Genomic DNA, 25,287 nt, shown 5'->3' on the forward strand with positions numbered 1-25,287 from the left:
AGAGAACCCTACATTGCCGTCGAAGCACGGGCGCCACGGCGCCACAGACATGTCTTCGAAGGATCAAGCCCATCTTTGTGAATCTGCGGGAAGCTGGCATTTTCAGGTGTGGGTTATGAGTCACGCGTCTCAAAACTGTCACATTTCATCGATATTGTCCGGCGCTACCACACCCGGAAGGAATGGAAATGAAATTGAAAGCGATCCCGATTCTGATGCTGGCGCTGGTCGGCTCGTCGGCCGTCCATGCGACCGACATCACCGGCGCAGGCAGCACCTTTGCGGCACCGATCTATACAAAATGGGCAGACGCGTACCACAAGTCTGGTGGGGGCAAAATTAACTACCAGGGTATCGGTTCGTCGGGCGGCATTAAGCAGATTCAGGCGAAGACTGTTGATTTCGCAGGCTCGGACGCTCCACTGAAGGACGACGAGTTGGCGAAGGATGGCCTGTTCCAGTTCCCCACGGTGGTTGGTGGGGTCGTTCCGGCGATCAATGTGCCGGGCATCAAGGCCGGAGAGATCACGCTGTCGGGACCGGTGCTCGGCGACATCTATCTCGGCAAGATCAAGAAGTGGAATGATCCGGCCATCGTTGCACTGAACCCCAAGGTCAAGATGCCTGACCTCGACATCGCCGTAGTCCGCCGTGCAGACGGTTCGGGTACGAGCTTCATTTGGACCAACTACCTGTCGAAGGTCAACCCGGAGTGGAAGAGCAAGGTCGGCGAAGGCACGACCGTGGCGTGGCCAACAGGTTCGGGTGGCAAGGGCAATGACGGCGTTGCCGCGTTTGTGCAACGCTTGCCGGGCGCGATCGGGTACGTCGAGTGGGCGTACGCGAAGCAAAATCGCATGACCTATACGGCGATGAAGAATGAATCGGGGGCCGTTGTGGAGCCGACGACCGAAACGTTCAAGGCCGCCGCAGCTGGTGCAGATTGGAAAAAGTCCTTCTATCAGATTCTTACGAACGAGCCGGGCAAGGATGCGTGGCCGGTGGTTGGCGCGACATTCGTGCTGCTGCACACCACGCAGGACAAGCCGGAGCAAGGGAAGGAAACGCTCAAATTTTTCGACTGGTCATTCAAGAACGGCACCTCGGCAGCGGACAGCCTCGACTATATCTCGCTGCCGCAATCCGTGATCAGTGAGATCGAGGCTCAGTGGACGGCAAAGATCAAGGACGCGGGTGGCAAGCCTGTGTCCCAGTAATCGCTGGCATTGCAGCGCCTCGGGGCCAAGCGGTCGGCACGGGGCGTCCTCCCCATTCGCCGACGACTGACGAAGGTCTCGAAACGGGGCGGCCGACGGGATCTCGCATCCGTTTTTCAGCACTTTGCCGGTGAGAACTTACGGGAGGCAAATTCGGTTGCGGACGCGATCGAGATCCTGCGGCATCCCCGAGACGCTTCTCATCGGCTGCCTCGATAACGACTCTGCGGTAGGCATCCGCGGTGTCCGGCTATGGGAGGTCGCCAGCGGCTTTTTCGAAAGTGACCGGAGTCATCGCGGCGGACAACCCGGTACTCGCGGAAAAGCTGCGTCGAGCGAATCCGCATTGAACTCGCCACACTCATCCCACTCCTGTGCCGGCGCGCGGCGCCGAGCTGACCACTTGACGGGATAAGCTCCGCCATGCCTCGATCGCGACGCCTTCGATCTACCTGCACAGCGACGAAGTTACGCGTACCCAGCGGACCCGGAACGCCGTCGTGGACAGATGATCATTATTCGCGCGTACCTTGTTCATCCCCCACAACGGTCCCTTGTCTTGTAACGGCACCTTTACGATTCGGTAATGCCCCATCTGATGCGTGCCCATAAGCGCTCGTGAACGAGATAGCCGATTGAAGTGTAAATATTGCTTACAACCATGAAACCGATCGCTACATGAACGGTGCCGGTGAGCAGATAGAGCGTCCCGAAATCAAGGAACATGATCACAATTCGGTACGTAATAGCCTTGACCACCGATCGACGCCTGCTGACGATTCTTCCCATGTCGATTTCCTTGCACACGTTCTTTCTGTCATCCGACTTATTGATTGAGCGACCTCGAAAGACCGTGGCTCGCTTGGTTCGAACGTCGCGCAAGAAGCCACGAATGAAACTCTTTACCTGTTTTCGGCGTCGCGCTGGAATTTCACAAGCTAGCCCCGGCGGGGATTGCATCGCAGGAAATGGTCAGTTTCATTGCCGTGGGTTTCAGCATAGTGAGCCCGGCACACCTTCGCCATGGACCCGCCCGCGCAAGCGCTTCCTGCGTCACGTTTCATCACGATTGAACGTGCGGTGCGGTATCACCGAAGCTGGGTCCGGAAAGATGAAGTCGGGCGCTCGATGCGTCACGTCAATAGCGCCACCAAACTTGCGTGTCCGTCAGACTGCGTTCAGCGCACACTTGAGACGTTTGCTGACCTCCTCCGCGAGCGCGGCCAGATCCGGTTTCTCGACCAGTTCGAACATCACGGTCGGCTCGATGACATCGATGTGTACCACGCCTGCTGCATCTTGCCGAGCAACGACATTGCAGGGCAGCAAGAGGCCGATTTCCGGCTCTGCTTGTAGCGCGCGATGGGCTAGCAATGGGTTGCAGGCCCCGAGTATGCGATAGGGGGGCATTGTCTCGCCAAGCTTCTTCTTGAGCGCCCCGGCGACATCTATGTCGCTAAGGATACCGAAGCCTTCTTCGGAGAGTGCGTGTTTGACCCGCTCGATTGCTTCATCGAACGAACATGTAACCGTTTTACCAAATCCGTACGACACGCTGCTCATGGTTCTTCTCCAGTGACGAGCGAAGCCAGGCATCCAGCTGGGCTACTCAAGTGCTTGATCCGGGGGGGCATCAAGACGCGACTGCGCAGTCGCGGACTACCACTAAACCGTCCCACGCGCGGCTACATGACTCGTGGTTACGATCACGATCGACTCCGCTGGATTTTGCACGAGCACAGCATCCGTCGATGCATTGTCGGACGCGAGCAACCTCACCGGTGCGGTCGTGGGAACGGGCGCCGGGTCACCGAGCGCCCGGATGTGTCGCTGTAGCACCTCCGGTGTTTCCGTATCCGATTCGAGCGACGTACCGACATTCATGAAGCGGCCCTAAAAATCGGCTGCTTCATGACTCCTTGGACCACCTTGCAGCCGAGTCGGCAGTCTTGATGAAACTGCTTCCGAGCCCGTCATGCACCACTCGATGTCAGTGCGCCACGCCGGAAAGCGCGGTCGGCCATGTCAGCATGATGCTGATGCCGCCACGCCCTGGCACGGTGATGGTTCGCTTGCGTTCTACCCCTTCGGATGTCGCTGTCACTCGATAGGATCCTGGCGGCATTTTTGCGTATATGTATGGCCCGTCGGATGTCGCGGAGAACACGAGCGTCCCGTCCATCTTGCGGAATATCAGGAGCACGCCCGACAGAGATTCGCCGGAAACAGACGCGAACTGAGCCCGCATGCTGTAACGCGAGGCGATGCCGCGCAGCGTAGCCACCTCGTCCAAGCCAACACCACCCGTGATATACGCGATGCCGTGGTCGTATCGCTCTGACAGATTGTCGGCGGTTGCAGCGCCGTTGCTGTCGGGCGCGCAGCCCATTTCCCGATAGCCCATGCCCATACCACCGCCCATCATCGGGACGCGGTTTCGCATAGGTGATGGAAGCGCGACGCCTTGCTCATTCGCTCGATCAAGCATCGTATCGTGCATTCGTTGCGCGATGGCTCGACGGGCTTCGGGCGTCTTGGCGCTGTGCATCTGCTCGCAAAATGTGGCCCGCTCGCCCGGACTGAACAACTGATAGGGCTGCATTTCACGCGCGCCCGACGCCGGCTGTGCACTTGCGTTGAAGGTCGTCACGGATGCTACACACGCTGTTGCGATCAGCAGGGCCGTCGAGAGCCTGGATAGAGGAGGGAGCATGTTGGATCTCCAGATGCGAGGCGAGGTGTATGCGAACGATAGTCGGACAGCAGAACGCTCAGTCGCTTGATATAAGTCAATCGGATGCGCGCGGCGTCATGCGAGGTGCTTGCAACACAGCTGCTCTTGCGAGCCAGCAACGTGTTGCCAAAGCTTGGCGATTTCATGATCGGTGTTTTCCACGGGCATCCATGTTTGATGCCATACCTTGCCTTCGTTGCGCGGCGAGTGTTCGTCGAGCCGCGTTAAGGCCATTGAGGTGCGTCAATCAGGGCGATCGCGAAACCTGACAGCGTGACAACACGCTAGCTATCTATTGACTGTGCCACCCATGAGTCAGACGATACAGTACGTGATCTTGAGCGAGGCTGGCCCGGGAATCAGACGTCGCTTACGTTGCAGGAGCCCAAGATGACCAACTTCACCCAATGGGTGCGCTCGGATGGCGTGGCGCCGATATCGATCGGAAGTCCAGGGATATAACTCATCGGGTCGGCGATAGCGCAGTCGCGAAGGATCTCCTGCAGGAGGTATTCCTGAGCTTGGCTGTATGGTTGTGCGACCTTGAATTCCATGCAGCTTTCCGGTTGGAGCAATCAACACCGCATTCAGCCCTACGAACTGCCTCCATTCCGTCATGCCGCTCAAGGGAGATCAAACTTACACTAGGTACGCAACTGCCGACGATAGCGGCATGGCCCTCAACCCGGTGGTATTCATCAGGACCGTTGTCGGGAATGCCCGCTACTTTAGCGTTTTTCCCGCAGCCAACTTTCGGGCTGAGGCGGTGAGTTGATTCCGTTGCTGGTAGAAGTGTCGGCGGATAAGCACCGGATGTCGTAGCGCCGAATCACGAGAACTCTGGAGAACCCCATGGCCCCAGGCGCGGTGAACGAGACCGCTTCGGCAACCAATGCTGCAAGCGCGCAAAAAGCACCGCAGGCAGGCGGATTGAGCAGCGCCGAGGCGCGCCGTAGGCTCGCAGAGTTCGGTCCGAACTCGATGCCGGATACCTCGGCCCACCCGGTGCGCATGGCGCTCGGAAAGTTCTGGGCGCCGGTGCCGTGGATGCTTGAAGCCGCCATCGTGCTGGAGTGTGCCCTTGGAAAATTCGTCGAGGCAGGAATCATTGCGGGGCTCATCGTGTTCAACGCCGCGCTCGGGCTCTTTCAAGAGAGCCGCGCACAGGCGACGCTGAATGCGCTGAAATCGCGACTTGCGCTTAACGCGTCGGTACGGCGCGACGGCGCATGGTCGATCGTTCCAGCCGCGGACCTGGTGCCGGGCGATGTAGTCAAGCTGTCGCTGGGCGACGTGGTAGCTGCCGATATGAAGCTCGTCTCGGGCAACGCACTGCTCGACCATTCGATGCTTACCGGCGAATCAGTGCCGATCGAAGCCGCGGCCGGCGCGCAGACATTTGCAGGCGCGCAGGTACGACGAGGTGAAGCGGTGGCTACCGTAACCGCGACCGGGGCACATACCCGCTTTGGCCGCACGGCGGAGTTGGTCCGTACTGCGCATGTGGTGAGCTCTCAGCAGAAGGCGGTATTACTTGTCGTGCGTAATCTGGCGATATTCAGCGGCGTTGTCATTGCGATGCTGCTTGCCTGCGCGCTGTATCTTCGCATGCCGCTGGCCGATATCGTGCCGCTCGTGCTGACGGCCGTGCTTGCGTCGATTCCGGTGGCATTGCCAGCTACCTTCACGCTATCGGCCGCGCTCGGCGCGCGCGCCCTTGCAGGGCGCGGTGTACTGTCCACACGCCTGACCGCCGTGGACGAGGCAGGCACTATGGACATACTGTGCGCCGACAAGACGGGCACATTGACGCGCAACGCGTTGACAGTCACGACTGTGCAGCCGATGCCCGGCTTCGATAACCAACATGTGCTGACGCTCGCGGCACTGGCGAGCGCTGAAGGGGGGCAAGACCCGGTCGACACCGCGATTCGCGCGGCCGCCGCGAGCCATGTCGCATCCGATGCACCGACGGTGGTCAAATTCACCGCCTTCGATCCGGCGAAGAAAATGTCGGAAGCAAGCGTAACTGATTCCACTGGCGGTGCGCAGCGGATTGTGAAGGGCGCCTTCGCGGTCATAATGGGGCTTGCGGAGCCGTCGCCGACAGCGGCGGCGTTGGCCAGTGAACTCGAGGGGAAGGGCTTTCGGGTGCTTGCGGTGGCGGCAGGCGCACCCGCGGCACTAAAGCTTGTCGGGATGGTTGCGCTGAGTGACCCGCCGCGCGACGATTCGGCCGCGCTCATCACGGAGTTACACGGTCTCGGGGTGCGCGCAGTAATGGTAACGGGGGACGCGCCAGCGACTGCGGGGGTTGTCGCCCACGCGGTCGGTCTCGACGGCGCAATCTGTCCGCCGGGTCCCATTCCAGACGCCGTAAAGCCGGAAGCATTCGCGGTGTTCGCCGGCGTGCTGCCCGAAGACAAATACAAGCTCGTTAAGTCGTTCCAGCAGAGCGGCCATGTTGTCGGCATGTGCGGCGACGGCGCCAACGACGCGCCTGCGCTGCGCCAGGCGCAAATGGGCATCGCGGTGTCGACGGCGACCGACGTCGCCAAATCCGCCGCCGGGATGGTGCTGACCGAACCCGGGCTCAGCGGCATCGTGGCAGCGGTGAAAGAGGGCCGCGTGACGTTTCAGCGCATGCTGACCTACACGCTGAATTCGATCACCAAGAAGATTGTGACTGCGCTTTTATTGGTGTTCGGTCTGGTCATGACGGGGCACGCGATCCTGACCCCGTTGCTGATGGTGATCCTGATGATCGCAGGGGATTTTCTCGCCATGTCGTTGACGACGGACAACGTGGATCCGTCGCCTTCGCCTAATACGTGGCGAATCCGCAATCTGACGATTGCGGGCGTGGTCATAGGTCTCGCCCTGCTGGCTTTCTGTACCGGTGCGCTGGCAATTGGCAGGTTCGCGCTGGATCTGAGCGCTGGTGCACTCCAGACCCTGACCTTCCTGGTTCTCGTCTTCGGCTGTCAGGCGACGCTCTACGCGATTCGTCACCGCCGGCGTATGTGGGGTTCCCGTCCCAGCCTCTGGCTGGTTGCGTCGTCGGGTGCCGATATCGTGATTGCGGTAATCCTTGCCGTTGGGGGAATTGCGATGACGCCGTTGCCCGTCGCAGTAGTAGCGGGGGTGTTTGCTGCAGCAGTGTTTTTTTCGCTCGTGCTGACCGTTCTGAAGATTCCTGTCTTCGCTCACCTGAGGATCACATAGTGCGAAGCATTGTTTTTGTTGATGTCGGGATTGGCGGTGACTGATGCGGTTATGACCGTAAGCGGGATCAAGATGAAAACTAGGTCTGAAGATTTTCGTGTGCAAGAGGGCAATGAAGTCATTCTCGGAAAATGGCCAACGAAGGTGGATCCTCTGTACACTTCAAAAAAGCACTACCAGGACCTACTCGCCGCGCATGTTGCACGACTGAGTTCGCTGCAGCAATTGCTCTATGCATCGAACCGGCATGCTCTTTTGCTGATCTTTCAGGCAATGGACGCGGCTGGCAAAGACGGTGCGATCAAACATGTGATGTCGGGCGTGAATCCGCAGGGATGCCAGGTTTTTAGTTTCAAGCATCCCACGCCCACTGAACTGGAACACGATTTTCTCTGGCGCACCACCCGCGATTTGCCAGCGCGTGGGCAAATTGGCATCTTCAACCGGTCGTATTACGAGGAGGTTCTGATCGTCCGCGTCCATCCGGAGATTCTGCTAGGCGAAGGGATGCCGGATGCGTCGCTCGACAAGCAAGCGATCTGGCAGGACCGGTATCGGTCGATCGTGGATCTGGAACGCCACCTCGAAAGAAATGGAACGCGTATCATCAAGTTCTTTCTTCACCTCTCCAAGGAAGAGCAACGCCGCCGCTTTCTGGACCGCATCGACGATCCGGACAAGAACTGGAAATTCAGTGCGGCGGATATCGAGGAGCGAAAATTCTGGAAGCAGTATAGAAAGGCGTACGAGCAATGCCTCGCCGCAACGAGTACCCGTTGTGCGCCTTGGTACGTCGTACCCGCCGACGACAAAAAGAACACGCGTTTGATCGTTTCTCTCATCATCCTAGACGCACTCGAGTCTCTTAAGATGACTTACCCCAAATCGACAGCGAGCCGGCGACGAGAGCTGCAAGCAATTCGCAGGCGGCTCGAAGGTTGATGTTCGCGGGCTTCGAGGATCGACACAAGAAGTGATATAGAACTATGCCGCCCCCTGTTCATCCTGACCAATCAGCAGTTCGGTCGACGATAGGAACATGAAGCGTGGAACGTCGAGATTCTGCGGTGCCGGCTTGTCGCGGAATACGCGTCCAGCGAGATCGTACGTTGATCCATGACATGGACACAAGAAGCCACCTGGCCAGTTATCGGGCAGGTTTGGCTGAGGCCCCGATTGAAACCGGGGAGTTGGCGTACAACCGAGGTGCGTACATACGCCAACAACGACGAGAATGTTCCGATGGTCGGCACGCGAGCGGAAGGGGTTCTTGCAATAGTTCGGCAGTGGCATCGAGAAAGAGTGGAACGAGTCTGGGTCAGCGACTAGTGGAGTCGCCTCGATCACTCTTTCGAGCATAGTCTGTGAGCGGTCGACGACGAACACCGGCTTTCCACGCCACGCAACCGTCAACATCGCGCCCTCTAACAATTGACTGATGTCGACCTTGACCGGCGCGCCTGCGGCGAGCGCACTGGCTGGCGGCATCAGCGATTCCACAAAAGGAATTGCCGCTGCAATTCCGCCGATACCACTCGCAACGGAGGTCGCGATGAGCCAACGACGGCGATTGACGTCTGGTCCTGCGGACTCAATCGGCATCTCGTCCATGTCAAATCCTTCGAGACAGCAATCTTTTGTGTTTTCCGGGACGCCGTCGTTTCTGAAACCTTGGTCAAACGGATCGGTTCGGCGTCCCGATGCCAAGTCACATCGCCCAGACGAACACTGCGCGGGAATGCGAAGATGCGCGCACGTCGACGTTGCGATGCATGACTTGCCCGTGGTACGTGGCCGTCACGGTATAGTGACCGTCTGGCATCGATATAAGCAGGAATGGCCCCGTAGTCACCGTCGCGAGCACAGTCTTGCCATGCGCATCGGTGATCTGTACCGGGATATCTGCCAGATAGTCGTTCCCGCTGCTCGTGTGTCCGGCAAACTCAAGCACGAGCGAATACTTGCCCATCTCCTGTTTGATTTCAGCCGATTGATCGCTACCGATGCCGCCTGACAGATAGGTAACCTTGGCGGAATGTTCAGGCGGTGGCAGCGATGCCTGCTCAGCGGACAATGCGCTATGGGCAAAAACTGCGATCGTCGCTACCGTGACGCCGAGCGCCATTCTGGTCGAGTACTTCATGACTGCCTCCTCGAGTGTGCTCCATGTCAACGTGCTTGTATCGAAACGTCTTCAACTCACGTTCATGGTGACGAACATTCGCGTGCCCTTCCGGTCGACAATGAGCGCTACGGCACGCCTGAAACGAGCGATTTGCTTGGGGAACTGGGCGGCACTTCTCGCTGGTGCGTTGCCAATCTTCAGAATGATGTCGCTCGGGTTAATCCCGGCGAAGGCTGCCGCTCCGCTGCTTTGGTCAAGGCCTACGCCGCCTTGGACTCGAGTTGACCATTCCTCGTCGTGAGTCAAATTACGTACCTCCAGTCCGTACGTGCCGGCAGACGAGTGGTTTATTGTGTTGACGGACATCTGGTGGGCGCTCATCGACGACAGAACCAGCGTTGCATGGCGCACAGCGTGATCTCGCCAATAAGCAAGATCGATCGCAGTAGCGGGACTCAGATCGGCCACTGTTGCCGGCAAATGCGTCGAATCGGAAACCACATTGCCGTTGACGCCAACGATGATGTCTCCCGCTCGCATCCCTGCTTTCGCTGCGGGGCCGCCCGAGTCGACCGACGCGACGAGCGCACCGTTCGGCCGCATCAGCCCGAACGATCTGGCAAGCGGTCCTGTCACCTCTTGAACTGTTGCGCCGATCCGTCCATGTGTAGCTTTGCCGTGTAACTTCAACTGTCGTTCGACCTTCATGGCTTCATCGATTGGTATCGCGAAGCCAAGGCCTTGGTGAGCGTTGCCGTCGTCCGGAAGAGGCGTTTCGATGCCGATGATTTCACCCTTGAGGTTGAGGAGCGGACTACCACCGTCCCCGACGTTTTCGGTAAGATCCGTCTGAATTAACGGAGCGTACGATTGGCCCGGAAGCAAACGGCAGGTATTGCTTACGATACCTCGGGCGATCGAACCTCCAAGTCCGTATGGGGAACCAATCGACGCGACCCATTCGCCTGCTTTGACAGAGGATGACGATCCAATCCTGGCGAACGGTAACCCGTTGACATGAATCTGGAGGAGCGCGACACCGCTGGCCGGATCGCTACCGATTACCCTGGCGCGATACGTTCGACCATCAGCGAGGGTGACGGTAACCTTTGAGGCGCCCGCAATGTCGCTGGCATCGGTGAGGATGTCACCGTCCGGCGAGATGATGAAGCCGCTGGCATGCTGTCGTGCGGAGGTCCCGTGATCACCGTCGGGTGCGGAGGAGAATTTCCTGAAGAAACGAAGGAACGGATCGTTTGTGATGTCCGGCGGAGGCCACAGTTGTTTCACGCTCGCCGTATTGTCAATTTGAGTCACCATAACGGTAACGACGACAGGTCCTGCTATCCGAGCCAAGTTCTCGAAGTCGGAAGCAATCCCAGGGTAGGCCGCCAGTTGTGGTTTTGCGGCGAGTGCTCCTGGCGGAGCCCGTATTGTCAGTACCGGCGCGAGCATTTCCTTAGAGATGCAATTCGCCGACAAGACTGCAATGGCCAGACCACCCAGCGCGATGCGCTTGAATCCGATTTTTGCCATGTCCATGCTCCCGTCGCGCAGCACCGATCGTATGGCCCAAAACGACCGGTACGGCTGTTTCATGGCGCGACAATTTAACCGTAGGTCCCCAGAATTAAATTGCGCTTAAAGAACATGACTACTTGATCAGTTGTACGTTGGCGGGATGACCGCGGCATCCAGCTATACAACTCCGCACGCCGTTCTGGATTACGCTTTTCTGGCAGGCAGGGCAACGACGATGATCGGGAGCTTTTCGAAGGCCCAGAGTGTCCACGTCAGGATCTGTCAATGGATGCTCAAACCAACTGCGCGGCGCTTCTTCGGGGTGCAAGGGCAGTCCTGGCGAGTCCCACGGGTCTCCGCACCTCAGGCAAGTCAATGATCAGAAGAAAGGTGGCAAACCGCTCATTTTCGACTACAGGAAGGAAGGGGGCCGTAAGGTCGGCCAAGGCCGCCGCGGTACGGCAGGATGAAGGTCGGTAGTACACGGGGCCGACGAGGGCGACGCGTGTTTCCCCGCACACTTGGCGCTTTTGCCTGCAAGCAACCCGCGAATCCAACTTCTCCGACGAACCGAAACTGCGCGGTCTGCTCGTCGACCACGACGATCCACTTGCGTCCTCTTGCTTTCGCACGATACGCGGCAGGTCATCTGCGTGAAGTAACGGCTTAACGTCGTCGCCAAGCGATGGTCGCGAGGTAATGACATACTTTTTCCTGCAGCTTTGCGCGAACATTCCGCAAGCGAAGGTACCGTTCAGTTGTCGTCACCCAATGAAATTTCCTGCCGGGTGATGCGCGTCGGAACAGGCAGAATGCGCGGGAAAACGTTCTCGGACGTGAATATCCGGTGTGCTATCGCGCCAAGCACGTGCAAGCCGACCAGCGCAGCCAGTCCGTAAGCCGTTAGCGCATGCAGTTCTCCCAACCAGTGTGACAGCGCGCGGTCTTTCGGCACGAGCGTCGGCAGTGAAAAGAGTCCGAAGCAGTTGGCCGTGTGTCCGGCCGCATTCGTCTTTATCCAGCCGAGCACGGGAATGACGAGCATCAGCAGATAGAGCAGGCCGTGGACGGTGCGCTCGGCGCGATGGTTCAGCGTTCCGGACGGGTTGACCGACGGCGGCAGCCGGTGTCGCGTGCGAAGCCGATTCACGATGCGAACGGCCACGAGTCCGAGAATGAAGATGCCGATCGACTTGTGCAGGCTGACGAGATCTTCGTTGTCGTCCAGCAGCAAGCCGACGATCAGGTTGCCGATCAGGGCGACGGCCAGCAGCCAGTGCAGCAGACTGATCGACAGCGGGTAGCGGGTAACGGTTTTCATGACGGGCGTGCCTGTTCAGTGACCAGAAATGTGTCGGGGTCGGATTAGCCGAGCAGGTCGTGATAGTGCTTTTTCGTACTATTGACCCGCCGCAATGCCTGCTTTGCAGCGGTCAGATCGTTGGCCTGGATGGCGTGGTCGACTTCGGTCAATTCGTCCCTCAATGCGCGCATGCCTTCATCGTAGGTCGCCTGATCGTCGCGATACCGCTGGCGGCTCGCCTGTTGAGCATCGCTTTCGAGCCTGGTCACATAGCCATTCATTTCCGCAGTCGTGCGACTGGCCATGGCCCCCTGCATCGCATGCTTCATGTCTCTCATCAGTGTCTTGATCTCGCCTGCACAGGCCGGCGCGGCAGCCACGGAAAGCAGCACGCCCAGCGTGGCGCAGAAACGGAGTCGGAACGGTAGCCGGTTCATGGCCGTCGATTCGATTGCGGGTGTCGGTGACCGCGACCATAGGGCGTCGACGTTAACGGATTCTTAAGGACCGGATTTTTCCGCGGCTCGCTTGATACCTGCCGGTGCCTGCGGTTATCGTGCGGCAATGACGCCATGTCCGACGTAACTGGAGCACGACACATGCGGGTGCTACTCGTGGAAGACGACAAGCTGATCGGCAGCGGGGTAGAGGACGGTCTGATCGAAGCCGGCATGACAGTCGACTGGGCGCACGACGGCAGGCATGCACAGCTGGCGCTCGAAACCACGCCGTACGACCTCGTCGTGCTCGATCTGGGCCTGCCCCGCATGTCGGGAATCGAATTGCTCGAGTGGATTCGCAAGCGCGGCAACCATACGCCGGTGCTGGTGATGACCGCGCGCGACACGGTGGCCGACCGTGTGAACGGCTTGAGCGCGGGCGCCGACGACTACCTCGGCAAGCCGTTCGACCTGACCGAGCTGATCGCGCGCTGTCGTGCGCTCGTGCGGCGCTCGCAGGGGCGCGGTACCGATACGATCGACTACGGCGACCTGTCGGTCGATCCCGCACTGATGACGGTGACGCGCGGCACCGAACGGATCGGGCTGACGTCGCGCGAATGCGCGTTGCTGGTCGAACTGCTGGCCAACCAGGGTCGCCCGCTCTCGCGCGCCCGGCTCCAGGACAGCCTCTATGGCTGGAACGAGGAGATCGAAAGCAATGCGATCGAAGTGCATGTTTCGAATCTGCGCAAGAAGCTGGGGGGCGACTTGATTCGAACGATTCGCGGCGTCGGGTACGTGGTGGAGAAAGCATCGTGATGCGCTCGATCCGGCAACGGCTCACCTTGCTCGTGCTGTCGGGCGTCGTGGTGGTCTGGACATACTCGCTGGTGTCGAGTTACCGGCAGGCGATTCACGAAGCCGAGGAATGGGACGAAACCCGCATCGAGCAGATCGCAAGGGCGTTCGTCGCGCTCGATGCATCCGATCTCCCGGCCTTTGCGGACATCGTCCTCGGCTCGGGCGAAGACAACGATGGCGACAACGATGCATCGCCGCGCATGCTGTATCAGGTCAGTGACGCCGGCGGACGAATCCTGGCGGCCAGTCCGGGGCTGGAATCGCTCGATCTGCCGGTATTTCCCGCCGCGGCATCGAGCCCGATCCGGTTCGGTAATCCGAAGTGGCACGCCTACGTGCTGACCGATGACGCGCGCGGCCGCACCGTGCGTATTTTCGAGCAACGCACGCATCGTTCGGACTTGTCCGCCGAGGTTGCCCGCCGCGTCGCGCGGCCGCTTGCATTCGCGTTGCCCGTACTGGCCATAATGATCTGGCTGGCGATCGGTCGCAGCCTGACGCCATTACGGACACTGTCCGAGGCGATCGAGGCACGATCCCCTGACAGTCTCGATGCGATTGCCACGAAGGGCATTCCCGACGAGGTGCGGCCGCTGGTCGCCGCGCTCAACACGTTGCTGCACCGTCTGCGCGCCTCGCTCGATCGCGAGCGCGCGTTCACCAGCGATGCGGCACACGAGCTCAAGACCCCGCTCGCCGCGCTCAAGGTTCAGGCGCAGGTCGCGCTCACGGCGCGCGATCCGGATCGTCAGCGGCGCGCGATGCAACGGGTCGTCGAGGGCGTCGACCGGAGCACGCATCTCGCGGACCAATTGCTTGCACTGGCGCGACTTGACGAGACGGTACCGGTGCCCGGCGAGGACATTGAGCTCGCGCGCCTGGTCCAGACATGCGTGAACGACCACCAGGCGCGTGCGGATCGCAAACGGATCTCGCTGACATCGCGCTCCGACGGTCGTGCCATCGTGCATGCGCCGGCGACCCTGTTGCGCGTCTTGCTCGACAACCTCGTCGATAATGCGATCAAGTACGGTCGCGAGCAGGGGAACGTCGAGATCGCAACGTGGCAAGATGCGGGCACGATTGTCCTTCAGGTGCGGGACGACGGTCCGGGTGTCTCGGACGAGAATTTGTCCCGATTGCAGGATCGCTTCTTTCGCGGCGAGGATCACGACGAAAGCGGCAGCGGGCTGGGGCTGTCCATCGTCGCGCGCATCGTGGCCAAACTCGGGGGAAGCTTCGCTTACATCGACGGGCTGAACGGGAAGGGGTTCGGCGTGCGGGTGACGTTGCCTGTGTCGACCTGACCTGGCATCGACGGTATGACGGTCGATCGCATGTCCGGACGAGACGGTCGAGGTCCAGCGGCGTCAGATGGCGCACGCTGCCATGATTTCAGCCGTACGGCACCGGGCGGGCGATTCGGAGTCTGCCTGTGTCTTTCGCGGCTCATGCCTTCGAGGGTGCGCAGTTAACATTGCCTTCATGTTGAACGGAGCATTCTGTCCTTACGGCAGAAGAGGTGTTCTCGGATGCCGGTTCAGTTCATTGGAGGTCGAAATCATGAAGTTCGCTATCCGTACCATTATTCTGGCCGTGGCTATTTCGCCTGCGCTCGCATTCGCTTCTCAGTCAAGCGGTGGCCTGACCAGGGCGGAAGTTCGCGCCCAGATCGTGCAGGTCGAGAAAGCCGGTTACAACCCCGCGCGAAAGGACATTCACTATCCACAATCTATACAGCAGGCCGAGGCTCGCATCCGGTCTTCGGAAACCGCTACGCAAGCCGATGCGTCGGGCTATGGGCCCGCCCAGCCGGCCGGGTTCGGCTCGGGGTCCATGATCCAGCGCCACGCTTCGTCGCGTTCGTTGTACGCGCATCATTGACTCCAAGCACATGCGACCGTCGAGTCGCGCGGTAGAGTATTCAGAATTGGACTCGGAAGTCATCGGTCGGTCGTTTATTTAGGTTCATCGCGGATTACCGGGGAACGCGGCGCGGATCTTGAGGAAGAAGTATTCCTCGTCGCGATACCCGTAGGCCCGACGCTTGATTACCTTGATGGTGTTGTTGATGCCTTCGACGACGCTGGTATTGAGCGGATGGCGGCAGCGGGCGAGGATTCCGTGCCAGTAACCCTGTAGGCGCTGCGCGAACAGTTGCAGCGCGGCAATCCCGCTTTGCCGGGCCTGCTCGATCCAGTGTTCCCAGGCCTTTTCCGCCCAGGCAGGCTTTCGGTAGAACCAGAGCCGTTTGAGTTCGTCACGTAGCACGTAGACGCACAACAAGGGCTGATTCGCTGCCAGCAGTTCCTTCAGATGCTCGGACTGCTCGGGCTTCAGGTTGTGGCGGTTGCGCAGCAGCAGCCAGCGACTGGATTTCAATACCTTGCGGGCCGGCCGGTCATGGCGTAACTGATTGGCCTGATCCACACGTACCCGATCGATCACCTCGCGCCCGTACTTGGCCACGACGTGGAACAGGTCGTAGACCACCTCGGCCTGCGGACATTGCGCCTTGATTTCCAACTCGTAGGCCGTGGTCATGTCGATCGCGACTGCTTCGATGCGCTCGGCGACACCCTCAGGAAGCTGCTCGAAGAAGGCGCGGGCCGTCTCGCGTGAGCGTCCCGATCCAATCCAGAGCACCTGCCGGCCGATCGGATCGACCACCACCGTGGCATACCTATGGCCTTTATGGAGTGCAAACTCGTCCATCGTCAAATAGCGGATCGTCGACCAGTCCGGCTCAGCCACACGCGCTTGCAAGCGCATCTTGTCGATCGATTTGACCGTGTGCCAGCCCAGATCGTAGAAGGCCGCCACTGCCTGTACGCTGGCCGCTTGCAGCAGTTTCTCGCAGGCCTTGGCAAATCGCTCCGTCACTCGCTGGTAACGGCCCAGCCACGCCAGCTTCTCCAGTCGCGGACCGTCGCAGCGTTCGCACCAGACCCGGCGGCGGGGGACGTGCAGCACCACCCGGTACTCGAACAGCGGCAGATCGCGCACGCGGCGAACCGTCGTCTCGTGGATTTGATAGCACCGTGCACCGCATTGCTCGCAGTACATCACCTTGCTGACCGGCTTCAAATGCAGCGATAGCGTACGGCCTTCTCCTTCCGGCCATTCCACCCGCTCTAACCGATAGCCCGTCCAGCAGCCCAGTGCCTGAAGTGCCTTGCGATCGAGCAATTGCTCCTCCTGACGTCCTTAAAGTCAGGCGTCAGGTTACGCAATCCCCCTCAAACGCTCCACGGTTTCCCGCGATGAACCAAAAAAAGACCCGGTATCGAACCGGGTCAAACGAGAGCGGCAGACGGACAAGCTCCGAACATCAGGGACCGTACTGCGGTTGATTTGCCGCGTTTGCCGTCACTCGGCGTGGACGACCGACACATGACTTGCGTGATCACGTTGTAGCCTCGAAACGGTACTTTGACACGCGACGCTTAAGGAATCATTAAACGCAAACTAGCGATTAACGTCGGACTTCGAAATTATTTAACATAATGCTGATGATCAACGTTTTTGGTTGTAGTGGCCAGATTGAAATGTCCGCTTTTGGCTACATGGAAATGTCCGCTTTCGGGCCGCGTAAGCTGACCGGCCGCCGGGTGTCCGGCGCCGGAGGTGCGATGGCTGCAACGGAACGGATCACGATGACGATGCGCGAGCTGGACCGATTCAAGGTCATTCAGGACGTAGCCGACGGCAAGCTCATCCCATGGCGTGCGGCAGAACGGCTGGCGTTGACGACACGGCAGGTTCGCCGGCTGGTCGCCCGGCTACGTGAGCACGGTCCGGCAGGTTTGGTGTCGGGACACCGATCGAAGCCCGGCAACCGTCGCCTGGACCCAGGAGCCGCCGACCGGGCACTGTCGATCATCCGAGATCGCTACGCCGATTTCGGGCCGACGCTGGCTTGCGAGAAGCTCTGGGAATGTCACGGCATCGAGCTGGCCAAGGAGACGGTCAGGAAACTGATGACGGAGGCTGGTTTGTCGATTCCGTGTCGACAAAACGGCCGCCGAAGGTTTATCAGCCGCGAGCACGGCGGGCCTGCCTGGGTGAACTGATCCAGATCGACGGCAGCGATCATCGATGGTTCGAGGAACGGGCGCCGGCCTGCACGCTGCTGGTGTATGTGGATGACGCGACGAGTCGACTGATGATGCTGCACTTCACACAGACGGAATCGACCTTCAGCTACTTCGAAGCAACGCGAGCGTACATCGAACGGCACGGCAATCCCGGGGCGTTCTACAGCGACAAGGCCAACGTGTTCCGAGTTTCGACACCGGGCAAGCCTGGCAATCGCGTGACGCCGTTCGGGCGGGCGATGTACGAGCTGAACATCGACATGTTCTGTGCGAACAGCAGTTCGGCCAAGGGACGCGTGGAGCGAGCGCACCTGACGTTGCAGGATCGATTGGTCAAGGAGATGCGATTGTGCGGGATCAATACGGTGGCCGACGCCAACGCTTACGCGCCCTCCTTCATGGCCGCCTACAACGCGCGCTTCGCGAAGCCGCCGAAGAGCGACTTCAATGCGCACCGGCCGCTGCGGTCCGACGAGAGTCTGGACTTGGTGCTGACGTGGCGCGAGCCGCGCAAAGTGACGAAGTCGCTCACGATGCAGTACGACCGGGTGATGTACTTGCTGGAAGACACGCCGGCCGACCGGAAACTGATCGACCGTCAGATCGAGGTCTGGGAGTACCCGGATGGGCGGATCGAGATCCGGGCTGACGATCGTGTGTTGCGCTGCCGGCAGTACGATCGCCTGGCTGAAATCGATCAAGGTGCCGTCGTCGAGCACAAGCGCTTGAGTCATGTGCTGCAGGTCGCGCAAGCCCTTCAGGCGCAACGCGATAACAGTCGAATCGCTAAAGCTCCGTCTCGAACACACCGAGGCGACTCGACGCGAACCAGTCGAAACGAGGCTGAACCGGGCAAGAAGAAGCAACGCGAGATCACGCAGGCCGACGTCGAGCATGTGATCGTGGATCTGGCGCAACGTCGGCGAACCGCCAAGCCGGCAAATAAACCTGGCCGTTGGTCTGCAAAGGCCGGTGAAACAACCGAGAGCGCCCTGCCCGTTCAAGCGCCGACCTTCGACACTGCGTAACGGTCAAAACGAGGAAACAGAAGTAGCAAAACCCACCTTGAAACCGGACATTTTTAAATAGCTGGAAGGTGGACATTTGAATCCGGGTATGACATAGGGTCGCAAGAAAATGCCGTCTGCGAGCCCGGTCTTGGCCGACGCATACGGCGCCGGCGCAACGACTGCAACTCACAGCCGCCCGATGAGTGTTCTGGTCGACACGTCCGTCTGGGTCGAGCATTTCCGGCGACCGCTACCGGCGCTTATCCAGCTGCTGCGCGTCGATGATGTCTTGACGCATCCATTAGTGATGCTCGAGCTCACGTGCGGGACGCCGCCCGAACCGGGGGCCCGAACCCTAGGATATCTCGCGCTATTGCGCCAAACGCGCCTCGCGACGCCAGGCGAGGTAGCGGACTGGATTGAGCGGGAACAGCTGTATGGGCGCGGATGCGGTGCGGTGGATTGCACGCTGCTGGCGTCGGTGCTGCTGACCCCGAGCACTAAGCTCTGGACGCGCGATCGTCGGCTCGTGCAACTGGCGGAGCAATTCGGGGGTCACTACCTACAGCCAGACCTGCATTGAGCGAAGCAGTTGCCGGCTTCTGCAGTGATGCCACCACATTCCTTTGCTCGCACTAGCAAGCGCTAGACGGCCACAATGCAGGCAGCGGATCGTAATCGCCCCTATAGCCCGCCCCGCAGCGACCACGGCCATCACACAACATGGCCGATTTTCGGCAGATTCTCGCGCAGCGTTAGAATATCGCCCCTTCTCATGTGAGATCAAAATGTCCTGGTTCGTTTACGAAGTACCCGAATACCACGAAGACGCCGCGCGCATCGAACCCTTCAGCGACCTGCGTAGCCGTGTGCTGAAAGTCGGTGGCCTGGCCATGGCGGACGAACTGGAAAGCGTTCGCGAGAATGCCGCGGCGACAGCGGACACGCCCGAGCGCCCCCTGCGGACTCCGGAGAATCCGCAGGTCTTTCCGATTCCTTACGCCGACTCCATGATCCTGGTCGGGTTCATCTTCGATCTGAAACGCGAATTCCGGCAACTGGTCGTGTCACCCGTGGAAATGCCCTGGCTGAAAGACGCGTAAAAGGTGGTCGGAATGGAAGCCGACGGAAGAGTTGCTCCTGTTTTTGAGGCCGGGGTGCGAATATCCAGCGCACGCTTTCGAATACATATGCGTCGAGTTGGAACCACACGTCGGACTGAATCGAGCTGCGCAGCTACTAAAACAGGGGGAACTGCAGTGGGCCGCGACAGGGTACCGAGACGTGTTCGCCATCTTTCCCTGCACGTTGCGTCCAGGCCACCACGGGGACGTGCGCCCCATCGACGATTTAGCTTATGTAAAATCGAAGAGGAATGCGAACCATGTGGCTCCATGACGCGCCGTATGGGACTCGAGCATTGACACTGGCAACCAGATCTCGGTGAACCATCTCTCGTGGACAGATCGCACGTCGTTGACGCTGTCGATCGTACCGTCCCACGACCTACCGGCGTGTTCTGGTGCGCGTTTCGCTCGACGACGATGTCCGAGTTTGCGATCTAAAGGTTCGGCGCGGTTGCGGCGAACCCGCGCGTGACGAACGGATGCTCCATGCAATCGCCGTCAAGGGTTTCCCCACGTGACATCAAGCACCGTTAGCGCGGCTTGTGCAGCGCCAGTCTCAGGGCCTTGCGCAGACGATGGCTGTGAGAATAAATGGAATGACCTGATGCGCGACGGCCTTGCTGCCCGCAAGCCGAGAATGCTCTTCGACCGAATCGATCGGCGCCTTGACGACGACGCCGTAAATCGAGCCCGGCAGAGGGTGGCCGCTTCCTTGCCTGAACAGCGCGTCATACTGCTCATAGGCGAATACGGCATAGACGCTGAAGCCGAACACCGTGAGCGCGGCGTCACTGGTAGGCCGGAATGCGTTGATCGAATTCTGTTCGACCCGCATCGGATCGCGATCGATATAGCCGTGATTGAACAGGCGCACGATGAACGCGTGCGCGTTGGTTTTACAGTCGAACTGAGCGTCTAGCGCATACGCGTGGCTCGGCGCGGGGGCAAGCCAGACTCCGCCCGCAAAGAATGCGGCCAGTGCATTGAGGAGGATTTTTCTCATGGCAGTTTGCGCGAACCTGATAGGTCCCCCGTGCTCGTCACCCGTACCACGTGCCCCGGTTGGACAGGCACGCTCCAATCTGCGATCTTTCTGCCGATCTTGTCGCGCAGGTGCATGCCGACCGTCTTGCGATCCGACAACAGCGAGGCTGATGCCGCGGCGACAAGCGCGGCGGTTAGAACCCGTGTGATTGCATTCATGGTGGAGCTCCGTTTCGGTGACGACGGCCCGACCGTAAGCGATGTAACGCGTCGCATCCCGAGTCGTCCTGCGCGCTATGGCCACATGGACCCCGGCGCTTGATCCGAACGTGCGCCCGATCACTCGAAGCCGAACCGCACCCGCCAACCTCCGATTTGCGAAACGATTTCCATGACGAATCGCAGTGCGCCGGCGCCGGCGCGCGCGTATCTCGCAGGCTCATCCCCAGCGCTACTGCTCGGTCTGCTGCCGCAAGTATTCGTCATATTTCATCTGCATGTACTGTTGCCGATCCATTTCATGCAGTTGTCGCGGATATCGCTCGCTGGCGTCGAACCAGTCGGTCAGGCGTTGCTCGAGTCGCTTGCCGGGCGGGCTGGACAGCGCGCCGAGATACGCATCGATGGCCAGGTAGTAGCGCATCGTGTTGCGCTCCATGAGGCCGCGCATCCCGCCGATGTATTCCGCCTGAGCCGCGGACGGATCGGCGATGTTGGTGAAGCCAACCTTGCCGCGACCGAAGGCGGCCAGATAGGTTTTCATCGCAAGACGACCGATCACGCCGTAACTATAGGCATAGGTCAGATGCAGAAACGTGCGATTGTCGCCAAGCGCCACCGCTTCCAGCGCAATCCGATAATCGCGGGTGTTCAATGGTCCCCGGTCCGCATGGAGCTTGACCTGCAGGTATCCCGGGCCGGTGGTCGCCGCGTCGTATTCGAATTGCACCCGGTAAGTCGTGCTGAGCTCCTCGGCAACTTCCTTCTTGCTGACGTTCACGATCAGCATATTGCCGCCGCCGGCGTCGGTAGTACGGCAATACTTGATATTGGGGTGCAGGATTAATGCGTCGCACCAGTTCAACGGGCCTCGCGAAGGGTCATTGAACGCGCCGTTGACGGTCGCGAACGGGTAGGCCATCACCGCGTAGACCTCACCCTTGAGCGTGGAAGACGATTCTTCCGAGTCGAGATACAACGGGCGCTCGAACTGGTTGTGATCGAGCCGGGGAATCAGTTGCCGGTAAGCCTCTCGCAAGTTGGTCGCCTCGTCCGCACCGTCCGCAGGCGTCCCTCCCAGGCATGGCAGGCTGCACGCCATCAGCATCGACGCCATCAGCGCCACCTTGCGTAGCGCGTGGCTGGTTGGGCTTCCGGCAGATGCACTCATCGATTTGCTCCGGCTCGCGACGGCATGCACGTTAGGCTGATCGAACGCGAGACATTTCTTTCGTCGACGCGGCTGGCGGATGTCGCCGCGCGTCGCGGCGCGCACGGGCATGCCCGGCGCCAATACATTGGGTGAAAGACCTGCGCAGGATCCGCGCCTCTACGTTCTGTCCTGCAATCTGCGATACGAGGTAACGCCCGACTGCGGCGATTGTGCGGCGATGGATGCCGCAGTATCGCGGCATCCATCTGTCGCGGCCGACACAGCGATCAATGCGTCTTCTTCGCTTGCTTCGCCTGCTGCCTGATCGCTTCCTTGGCGTCGCCGTACTTCTTCTGCACTTCTCCGACTGCTTGCTGGGCATCGCCTTTGACTTCCTGCTTCGTGTCGCCAGTGGCTCGGCCAATTTCCTCGTTGACCTTGCCCTTTGCCTTCTCCGCGACGCCCTTGACTTGATCCTTGTTCATTGCGAATGCTCCGGTCACAGCTGCTGGATGGATGACCTGCCGCCCGTCGCGATGAGCGCATCGAGCGATGCACGCGATACGGCAGAATCTGAAAAAGCAGCAATCGCTCACCGCATTCCGCAGTCACGCTGGCGCGTGCATGGCGGAATGCCGGCCGAGCCTCCTGCTGACGTGCCGCTACATCGGCGGCGTATTACCCGAATGAAGCGCCCCGCCCCATTGCGAATCCGCCACCGCAGGCCAATGGTCCTTGTCGAATCCGGATGCGCTCTTCATCCGTTCTTCTGTTACGTCGAGCCGGAAGCATTTCTTGCCGGTATCGAGGGTGAACGCGCTCCACGGCACCGCGAAAAGTTTGTCGCCTATCCCGAGGAAACCGCCACACGACAGCACGGCGTACGCGATCCTGCCGCTGCCAACGTCTAGCATGATGTCTACGACCTTCCCGATCTCCTTGCCATCGGATGACAAGACGTTATCGCCGGTCAGCGTGGTAGCCGCCATGACATCAGGACCAGGCCCGCCTGTGGTGGTTGCGCGACCGATGATGCGGGCGCCGCTGCCGTTGCTCGGAAGTGGATTGCTGGGAGAAACAGGTGTCATGATCAGCTCCGGTATTCGTTGCACGAATTGCCGGCGAGCGTCGCCGGCCAGCGTGACGGTGCGAAGCGCGCGCCGATCGGGCTCTGTTCCGAGCCGGGACGATGCGCGCTTCGCCTGCAATCGCCCGCCGTCATTCGGGCCGAAACATTCTCGATTCGAGCAGCGTTTCGGGCTGAAATGCGCGCTGGTTTCCGCGCTATGCCCAGCCTGGATCATTGCCGTATCACACTGCGCATCGCCTCGAGCAGCACCGGCTTTCGGCCCCGGTATCCATTGCTGTCGGCGAGATGACATTGGAAGCGCGACGCATGTACGATGCGCGTCGACGTGCCGTGCCGAGGCTCCCCCTGTGTCGATGTGTGCTCGGTGCGCGTACCGGGCATGCGGCTGGAGAACACATCCGAACTGTCGTGGCATGCGTACCAGTCAACTCAACCTACCCTATGCGCGAGCAGCCCGGGAGTCGGTACGCTGCCGTACCCATGCGGGAACGGCAGTGATGCGGTCGCATCGTGGGATGCGGTCACAGATTGCCTGTTGCGACGCTGTCTTGGTCTCAAGCATCGATTGAAAACGGCATGCCGATTTTCGATCCATGCGGACATCGACAATGGCGTATGCGCCTGCACCCTCCGCATGCCGGGGTCACTCAAGACAAGTCGGGAACGGTCAGCCGGTAGCGGGCGACTTAACCGAAGTGATTCGGCGATTCGGGGATGGAAAGCGTGTTGCCGGTCAGTCCCGGTCGCTGCGCATCGTGAGAAATCATGCCGTCCTCCAGGATCGCGCACATTGCGACGAGCAGCATGATCGCGACGGCCACGAGTCCCGCATAGCCGATGATCTTGAGCGTCTTCATTTTGCTTCCTGCGATAAACGATGGCTGTCGCGACCTGGATCGTTTTGATCGCGGTCGTTGACCAGCCATCGCGTGACGAGCACGTAAACGAGATGCCCTATCTCAATCCCAAGTAGCCGAGGACGAACAGAACGATGACCACGGCTCCAACGAGCCAGACAATGTTGTACATGGCAACTCCCCTCAAGTTAGACGCCGACCTGATCTGCTGCGCGGATTGTGGGCCACGGAGCCACGCGGGCGAAGCTTCCAGCGATACCCGACGTTTTTCCGCAGCAAAGACTTGCGCGATTGAGCCGGTTATCGGTTCGAAGGCGCGCCTCGCGACGGGGGCCGGGAACCCGATGCGCGAAGGACGCAACTCGACGTTCTCGCATCCGATAGCGGATGTCTGTACGGTAGTAGCCGCAGTGAGGTTGGCACGATGCGGAAGCACCGTACGAGAGGGGAATAGCCCCCCTCGTGAAGCCTATGTGTCCAATCAGGCTTTTTTGACAGCTTCCTTGGCGTCGCCAAGATTCTTGCGCGCCTGGCCGGCTGCTTGCTGGAGATCGCCTTTGACTTCCTGTTTCGTGTTGTGCGTGGCACGGCCAATGACCTCATTCACCTTACCTTTGACCTTCTCCGCAGTTCCCTTGACTTGATCCTTGTTCATGGTAAAGCTCCAATACGTAACTGATCTGTGGATGCTGCTGCTATCTGTTGCCGTCAGGTGATGACACCGTCCGACCGGTGAATCGGTATTCGATAAAAATCATCAGATATCCATATTTTTACCGGCTGGCGAGGGCGTTTTAATGTGTGGGCGGACGATTCGTGGCGACGTCTGGGGTCGCTGACCAGTACGGCTGCCGATTGTAGAACTTGTGAAGCGACGAACCCCACTGCTCATCCGCCATCGACGGCCAATGGTCCTTGTCGAACGCGGGGGCATTTTTCACGTGGTCCGCGGTAACGTCGAGCCGGAAGCATTTTTCGTCCGTGTCCAGGGTCAGCGCACTCCACGGAATGGCGTAAAGTTTGCCGCCGATGCCGAGAAAGCCCCCGCTTGACAGCACGGCATAGGCAACCCGGCCGCTGCGTACGTCCAGCATGATGTCTGAAATCTTCCCGATCTCCAGCCGGTCGGACGTGAAGAGCTTGTTTCCCTTGAGCGTATCGGCTTCCATCACGTTGGGGCCGGGCCCGTCGCCGGCCCCGCTGCCGACAATCGCCGCACCCGTATCGCTGGTCGATGGCCGATGGGTCGGGTCTAGTATCGTCATGATTCCCTCCTGGTTTCATTTCGCGGTACGCCGGAGCGGATCGCCGGCTCGCCGTG

General features: G+C 60.0%; 26 protein-coding genes and 1 pseudogene. 9 read left to right on the forward strand and 18 right to left on the reverse strand.

Going from position 1 to position 25,287, the window contains the following annotated elements; all coding sequences use genetic code 11:
* Positions 1-188: 188 nt before the first annotated feature.
* Entirely contained in the window at positions 189-1,217 is a 1,029-nt protein-coding gene (gene pstS, locus ACT2FV_RS13820; protein ID WP_174920270.1) for a phosphate ABC transporter substrate-binding protein PstS, read from the forward strand.
* Positions 1,218-1,790: 573 nt separating this feature from the next.
* Here the strand turns inward: pstS and ACT2FV_RS13825 are convergent.
* The 4 genes from ACT2FV_RS13825 to ACT2FV_RS13840 all read right to left on the reverse strand — a co-directional run bounded on the left by ACT2FV_RS13825 (position 1,791) and on the right by ACT2FV_RS13840 (position 4,505).
* Positions 1,791-2,006, reverse strand: a complete 216-nt coding sequence (locus tag ACT2FV_RS13825; protein ID WP_170296430.1) for a DUF2061 domain-containing protein — start codon at positions 2,004-2,006, stop codon at positions 1,791-1,793.
* Between the two features lie 378 nt (positions 2,007-2,384).
* Positions 2,385-2,780 (reverse strand): DUF302 domain-containing protein, encoded by a 396-nt coding sequence (locus tag ACT2FV_RS13830; protein WP_151049154.1) that lies wholly within the window; start codon positions 2,778-2,780, stop codon positions 2,385-2,387.
* Between the two features lie 427 nt (positions 2,781-3,207).
* On the reverse strand, positions 3,208-3,867 hold the full coding sequence (locus ACT2FV_RS13835; protein ID WP_151049156.1) for a carboxypeptidase-like regulatory domain-containing protein: 660 nt from the start codon (positions 3,865-3,867) through the stop codon (positions 3,208-3,210).
* A gap of 443 nt (positions 3,868-4,310) precedes the next feature.
* Complete coding sequence (locus tag ACT2FV_RS13840) at positions 4,311-4,505, reverse strand: hypothetical protein (RefSeq protein ID WP_151049158.1); 195 nt, start codon at positions 4,503-4,505, stop codon at positions 4,311-4,313.
* 298 nt (positions 4,506-4,803) lie between these two features.
* Between ACT2FV_RS13840 and ACT2FV_RS13845 the strand changes: the two genes are divergently transcribed.
* Both ACT2FV_RS13845 and ACT2FV_RS13850 read left to right on the forward strand, forming a co-directional pair.
* Entirely contained in the window at positions 4,804-7,176 is a 2,373-nt protein-coding gene (locus ACT2FV_RS13845; protein WP_444504112.1) for an HAD-IC family P-type ATPase, read from the forward strand.
* Positions 7,177-7,248: 72 nt separating this feature from the next.
* Positions 7,249-8,118 (forward strand): ADP-polyphosphate phosphotransferase, encoded by an 870-nt coding sequence (locus ACT2FV_RS13850; RefSeq protein ID WP_151049171.1) that lies wholly within the window; start codon positions 7,249-7,251, stop codon positions 8,116-8,118.
* 42 nt (positions 8,119-8,160) lie between these two features.
* Here ACT2FV_RS13850 and petA read toward each other — a convergent pair whose 3' ends face one another.
* The 5 genes from petA to ACT2FV_RS13875 all read right to left on the reverse strand — a co-directional run bounded on the left by petA (position 8,161) and on the right by ACT2FV_RS13875 (position 12,562).
* Positions 8,161-8,778, reverse strand: coding sequence for a ubiquinol-cytochrome c reductase iron-sulfur subunit (gene petA, locus ACT2FV_RS13855; RefSeq protein ID WP_151049173.1), 618 nt, complete (start codon positions 8,776-8,778; stop codon positions 8,161-8,163).
* Between the two features lie 106 nt (positions 8,779-8,884).
* Complete coding sequence (locus ACT2FV_RS13860) at positions 8,885-9,319, reverse strand: carboxypeptidase regulatory-like domain-containing protein (protein ID WP_239007462.1); 435 nt, start codon at positions 9,317-9,319, stop codon at positions 8,885-8,887.
* 51 nt (positions 9,320-9,370) lie between these two features.
* Positions 9,371-10,837 (reverse strand): trypsin-like peptidase domain-containing protein, encoded by a 1,467-nt coding sequence (locus ACT2FV_RS13865; RefSeq protein WP_444504113.1) that lies wholly within the window; start codon positions 10,835-10,837, stop codon positions 9,371-9,373.
* A 739-nt stretch (positions 10,838-11,576) separates the two neighbouring features.
* Positions 11,577-12,143, reverse strand: coding sequence for a cytochrome b (locus tag ACT2FV_RS13870; RefSeq protein ID WP_151049162.1), 567 nt, complete (start codon positions 12,141-12,143; stop codon positions 11,577-11,579).
* Between the two features lie 44 nt (positions 12,144-12,187).
* Positions 12,188-12,562 carry a cytochrome b562 gene (locus ACT2FV_RS13875; RefSeq protein WP_151049164.1) on the reverse strand — a complete coding sequence of 125 codons (375 nt, stop codon included), beginning with the start codon at positions 12,560-12,562 and terminating at the stop codon, positions 12,188-12,190.
* Positions 12,563-12,724: 162 nt separating this feature from the next.
* On the opposite strand from ACT2FV_RS13875, the gene ACT2FV_RS13880 reads away from it, so the two are divergent.
* From ACT2FV_RS13880 to ACT2FV_RS13890, 3 genes are all read left to right on the forward strand, one after another.
* Positions 12,725-13,387: a response regulator gene (locus tag ACT2FV_RS13880; protein WP_151049166.1), complete on the forward strand. Its 663-nt coding sequence runs from the start codon at positions 12,725-12,727 to the stop codon at positions 13,385-13,387.
* Positions 13,387-14,736, forward strand: a complete 1,350-nt coding sequence (locus tag ACT2FV_RS13885; protein WP_151049179.1) for an ATP-binding protein — start codon at positions 13,387-13,389, stop codon at positions 14,734-14,736. Before ACT2FV_RS13880 ends, ACT2FV_RS13885 begins: the two co-directional genes overlap by 1 nt.
* 256 nt (positions 14,737-14,992) lie before the next feature.
* Positions 14,993-15,313 carry a DUF4148 domain-containing protein gene (locus ACT2FV_RS13890; RefSeq protein ID WP_151049169.1) on the forward strand — a complete coding sequence of 107 codons (321 nt, stop codon included), beginning with the start codon at positions 14,993-14,995 and terminating at the stop codon, positions 15,311-15,313.
* Positions 15,314-15,397: 84 nt separating this feature from the next.
* Here the strand turns inward: ACT2FV_RS13890 and ACT2FV_RS13895 are convergent, their stop codons facing one another.
* On the reverse strand, positions 15,398-16,618 hold the full coding sequence (locus tag ACT2FV_RS13895) for an ISL3 family transposase (RefSeq protein ID WP_444504114.1): 1,221 nt from the start codon (positions 16,616-16,618) through the stop codon (positions 15,398-15,400).
* Positions 16,619-17,061: 443 nt separating this feature from the next.
* On the opposite strand from ACT2FV_RS13895, the pseudogene ACT2FV_RS13900 reads away from it, so the two are divergent.
* The 3 genes and pseudogenes from ACT2FV_RS13900 (at position 17,062) to ACT2FV_RS13910 (ending at position 19,639) form a co-directional block, all read left to right on the forward strand.
* Positions 17,062-18,554: pseudogene (locus ACT2FV_RS13900) on the forward strand (ISNCY family transposase).
* A gap of 181 nt (positions 18,555-18,735) precedes the next feature.
* On the forward strand, positions 18,736-19,119 hold the full coding sequence (locus ACT2FV_RS13905) for a type II toxin-antitoxin system VapC family toxin (RefSeq protein WP_444504278.1): 384 nt from the start codon (positions 18,736-18,738) through the stop codon (positions 19,117-19,119).
* 205 nt (positions 19,120-19,324) lie between these two features.
* Positions 19,325-19,639, forward strand: coding sequence for a hypothetical protein (locus ACT2FV_RS13910; RefSeq protein WP_059602377.1), 315 nt, complete (start codon positions 19,325-19,327; stop codon positions 19,637-19,639).
* Between the two features lie 580 nt (positions 19,640-20,219).
* On the opposite strand, the gene ACT2FV_RS13915 is transcribed toward ACT2FV_RS13910, so the two are convergent.
* The 8 genes from ACT2FV_RS13915 to ACT2FV_RS13950 all read right to left on the reverse strand — a co-directional run bounded on the left by ACT2FV_RS13915 (position 20,220) and on the right by ACT2FV_RS13950 (position 25,231).
* A complete protein-coding gene (locus ACT2FV_RS13915; RefSeq protein ID WP_444504115.1) occupies positions 20,220-20,666 on the reverse strand; it encodes a hypothetical protein in 447 nt (148 codons plus the stop codon).
* Positions 20,663-20,866: a hypothetical protein gene (locus ACT2FV_RS13920; protein WP_444504116.1), complete on the reverse strand. Its 204-nt coding sequence runs from the start codon at positions 20,864-20,866 to the stop codon at positions 20,663-20,665. Before ACT2FV_RS13920 ends, ACT2FV_RS13915 begins: the two co-directional genes overlap by 4 nt.
* Before the next feature lie 232 nt (positions 20,867-21,098).
* Positions 21,099-22,037, reverse strand: coding sequence for a hypothetical protein (locus tag ACT2FV_RS13925; RefSeq protein WP_151047980.1), 939 nt, complete (start codon positions 22,035-22,037; stop codon positions 21,099-21,101).
* Positions 22,038-22,306: 269 nt separating this feature from the next.
* Positions 22,307-22,504 (reverse strand): CsbD family protein, encoded by a 198-nt coding sequence (locus ACT2FV_RS13930; protein WP_124906022.1) that lies wholly within the window; start codon positions 22,502-22,504, stop codon positions 22,307-22,309.
* A gap of 177 nt (positions 22,505-22,681) precedes the next feature.
* A complete protein-coding gene (locus tag ACT2FV_RS13935) occupies positions 22,682-23,107 on the reverse strand; it encodes a PRC-barrel domain-containing protein (protein ID WP_124906028.1) in 426 nt (141 codons plus the stop codon).
* A gap of 688 nt (positions 23,108-23,795) precedes the next feature.
* The gene (locus ACT2FV_RS13940; protein ID WP_170296387.1) at positions 23,796-23,966 is read right to left on the reverse strand and encodes a hypothetical protein; all 171 of its coding nucleotides are present in this window, start codon (positions 23,964-23,966) and stop codon (positions 23,796-23,798) included.
* Positions 23,967-24,447: 481 nt separating this feature from the next.
* On the reverse strand, positions 24,448-24,621 hold the full coding sequence (locus ACT2FV_RS13945) for a CsbD family protein (RefSeq protein WP_012328521.1): 174 nt from the start codon (positions 24,619-24,621) through the stop codon (positions 24,448-24,450).
* Positions 24,622-24,760: 139 nt separating this feature from the next.
* On the reverse strand, positions 24,761-25,231 hold the full coding sequence (locus tag ACT2FV_RS13950; protein ID WP_151047963.1) for a PRC-barrel domain-containing protein: 471 nt from the start codon (positions 25,229-25,231) through the stop codon (positions 24,761-24,763).
* Positions 25,232-25,287 lie beyond the last annotated feature (56 nt).

This window comes from Burkholderia sp. PR2 (assembly GCF_052372875.1).
In the GTDB taxonomy this organism is placed as follows: Bacteria; Pseudomonadota; Gammaproteobacteria; order Burkholderiales; family Burkholderiaceae; genus Burkholderia; species Burkholderia diffusa.

What these genes read in the sequence shown, in the direction of transcription:
- pstS (WP_174920270.1), top strand. Translation starts at nt 189, where the DNA reads ATGAAATTGAAAGCGATCCCGATTCTGATGCTGGCGCTGGTCGGCTCG.
- ACT2FV_RS13825 (WP_170296430.1), bottom strand. Translation starts at nt 2,006, where the DNA reads ATGGGAAGAATCGTCAGCAGGCGTCGATCGGTGGTCAAGGCTATTACG.
- ACT2FV_RS13830 (WP_151049154.1), bottom strand. Translation starts at nt 2,780, where the DNA reads ATGAGCAGCGTGTCGTACGGATTTGGTAAAACGGTTACATGTTCGTTC.
- ACT2FV_RS13840 (WP_151049158.1), bottom strand. Translation starts at nt 4,505, where the DNA reads ATGGAATTCAAGGTCGCACAACCATACAGCCAAGCTCAGGAATACCTC.
- ACT2FV_RS13845 (WP_444504112.1), top strand. Translation starts at nt 4,804, where the DNA reads ATGGCCCCAGGCGCGGTGAACGAGACCGCTTCGGCAACCAATGCTGCA.
- ACT2FV_RS13850 (WP_151049171.1), top strand. Translation starts at nt 7,249, where the DNA reads ATGAAAACTAGGTCTGAAGATTTTCGTGTGCAAGAGGGCAATGAAGTC.
- petA (WP_151049173.1), bottom strand. Translation starts at nt 8,778, where the DNA reads ATGCCGATTGAGTCCGCAGGACCAGACGTCAATCGCCGTCGTTGGCTC.
- ACT2FV_RS13860 (WP_239007462.1), bottom strand. Translation starts at nt 9,319, where the DNA reads ATGAAGTACTCGACCAGAATGGCGCTCGGCGTCACGGTAGCGACGATC.
- ACT2FV_RS13865 (WP_444504113.1), bottom strand. Translation starts at nt 10,837, where the DNA reads ATGGCAAAAATCGGATTCAAGCGCATCGCGCTGGGTGGTCTGGCCATT.
- ACT2FV_RS13870 (WP_151049162.1), bottom strand. Translation starts at nt 12,143, where the DNA reads ATGAAAACCGTTACCCGCTACCCGCTGTCGATCAGTCTGCTGCACTGG.
- ACT2FV_RS13875 (WP_151049164.1), bottom strand. Translation starts at nt 12,562, where the DNA reads ATGAACCGGCTACCGTTCCGACTCCGTTTCTGCGCCACGCTGGGCGTG.
- ACT2FV_RS13880 (WP_151049166.1), top strand. Translation starts at nt 12,725, where the DNA reads ATGCGGGTGCTACTCGTGGAAGACGACAAGCTGATCGGCAGCGGGGTA.
- ACT2FV_RS13885 (WP_151049179.1), top strand. Translation starts at nt 13,387, where the DNA reads ATGCGCTCGATCCGGCAACGGCTCACCTTGCTCGTGCTGTCGGGCGTC.
- ACT2FV_RS13890 (WP_151049169.1), top strand. Translation starts at nt 14,993, where the DNA reads ATGAAGTTCGCTATCCGTACCATTATTCTGGCCGTGGCTATTTCGCCT.
- ACT2FV_RS13905 (WP_444504278.1), top strand. Translation starts at nt 18,736, where the DNA reads ATGAGTGTTCTGGTCGACACGTCCGTCTGGGTCGAGCATTTCCGGCGA.
- ACT2FV_RS13910 (WP_059602377.1), top strand. Translation starts at nt 19,325, where the DNA reads ATGTCCTGGTTCGTTTACGAAGTACCCGAATACCACGAAGACGCCGCG.
- ACT2FV_RS13915 (WP_444504115.1), bottom strand. Translation starts at nt 20,666, where the DNA reads ATGAGAAAAATCCTCCTCAATGCACTGGCCGCATTCTTTGCGGGCGGA.
- ACT2FV_RS13920 (WP_444504116.1), bottom strand. Translation starts at nt 20,866, where the DNA reads ATGAATGCAATCACACGGGTTCTAACCGCCGCGCTTGTCGCCGCGGCA.
- ACT2FV_RS13925 (WP_151047980.1), bottom strand. Translation starts at nt 22,037, where the DNA reads ATGAGTGCATCTGCCGGAAGCCCAACCAGCCACGCGCTACGCAAGGTG.
- ACT2FV_RS13930 (WP_124906022.1), bottom strand. Translation starts at nt 22,504, where the DNA reads ATGAACAAGGATCAAGTCAAGGGCGTCGCGGAGAAGGCAAAGGGCAAG.
- ACT2FV_RS13935 (WP_124906028.1), bottom strand. Translation starts at nt 23,107, where the DNA reads ATGACACCTGTTTCTCCCAGCAATCCACTTCCGAGCAACGGCAGCGGC.
- ACT2FV_RS13940 (WP_170296387.1), bottom strand. Translation starts at nt 23,966, where the DNA reads ATGAAGACGCTCAAGATCATCGGCTATGCGGGACTCGTGGCCGTCGCG.
- ACT2FV_RS13945 (WP_012328521.1), bottom strand. Translation starts at nt 24,621, where the DNA reads ATGAACAAGGATCAAGTCAAGGGAACTGCGGAGAAGGTCAAAGGTAAG.
- ACT2FV_RS13950 (WP_151047963.1), bottom strand. Translation starts at nt 25,231, where the DNA reads ATGACGATACTAGACCCGACCCATCGGCCATCGACCAGCGATACGGGT.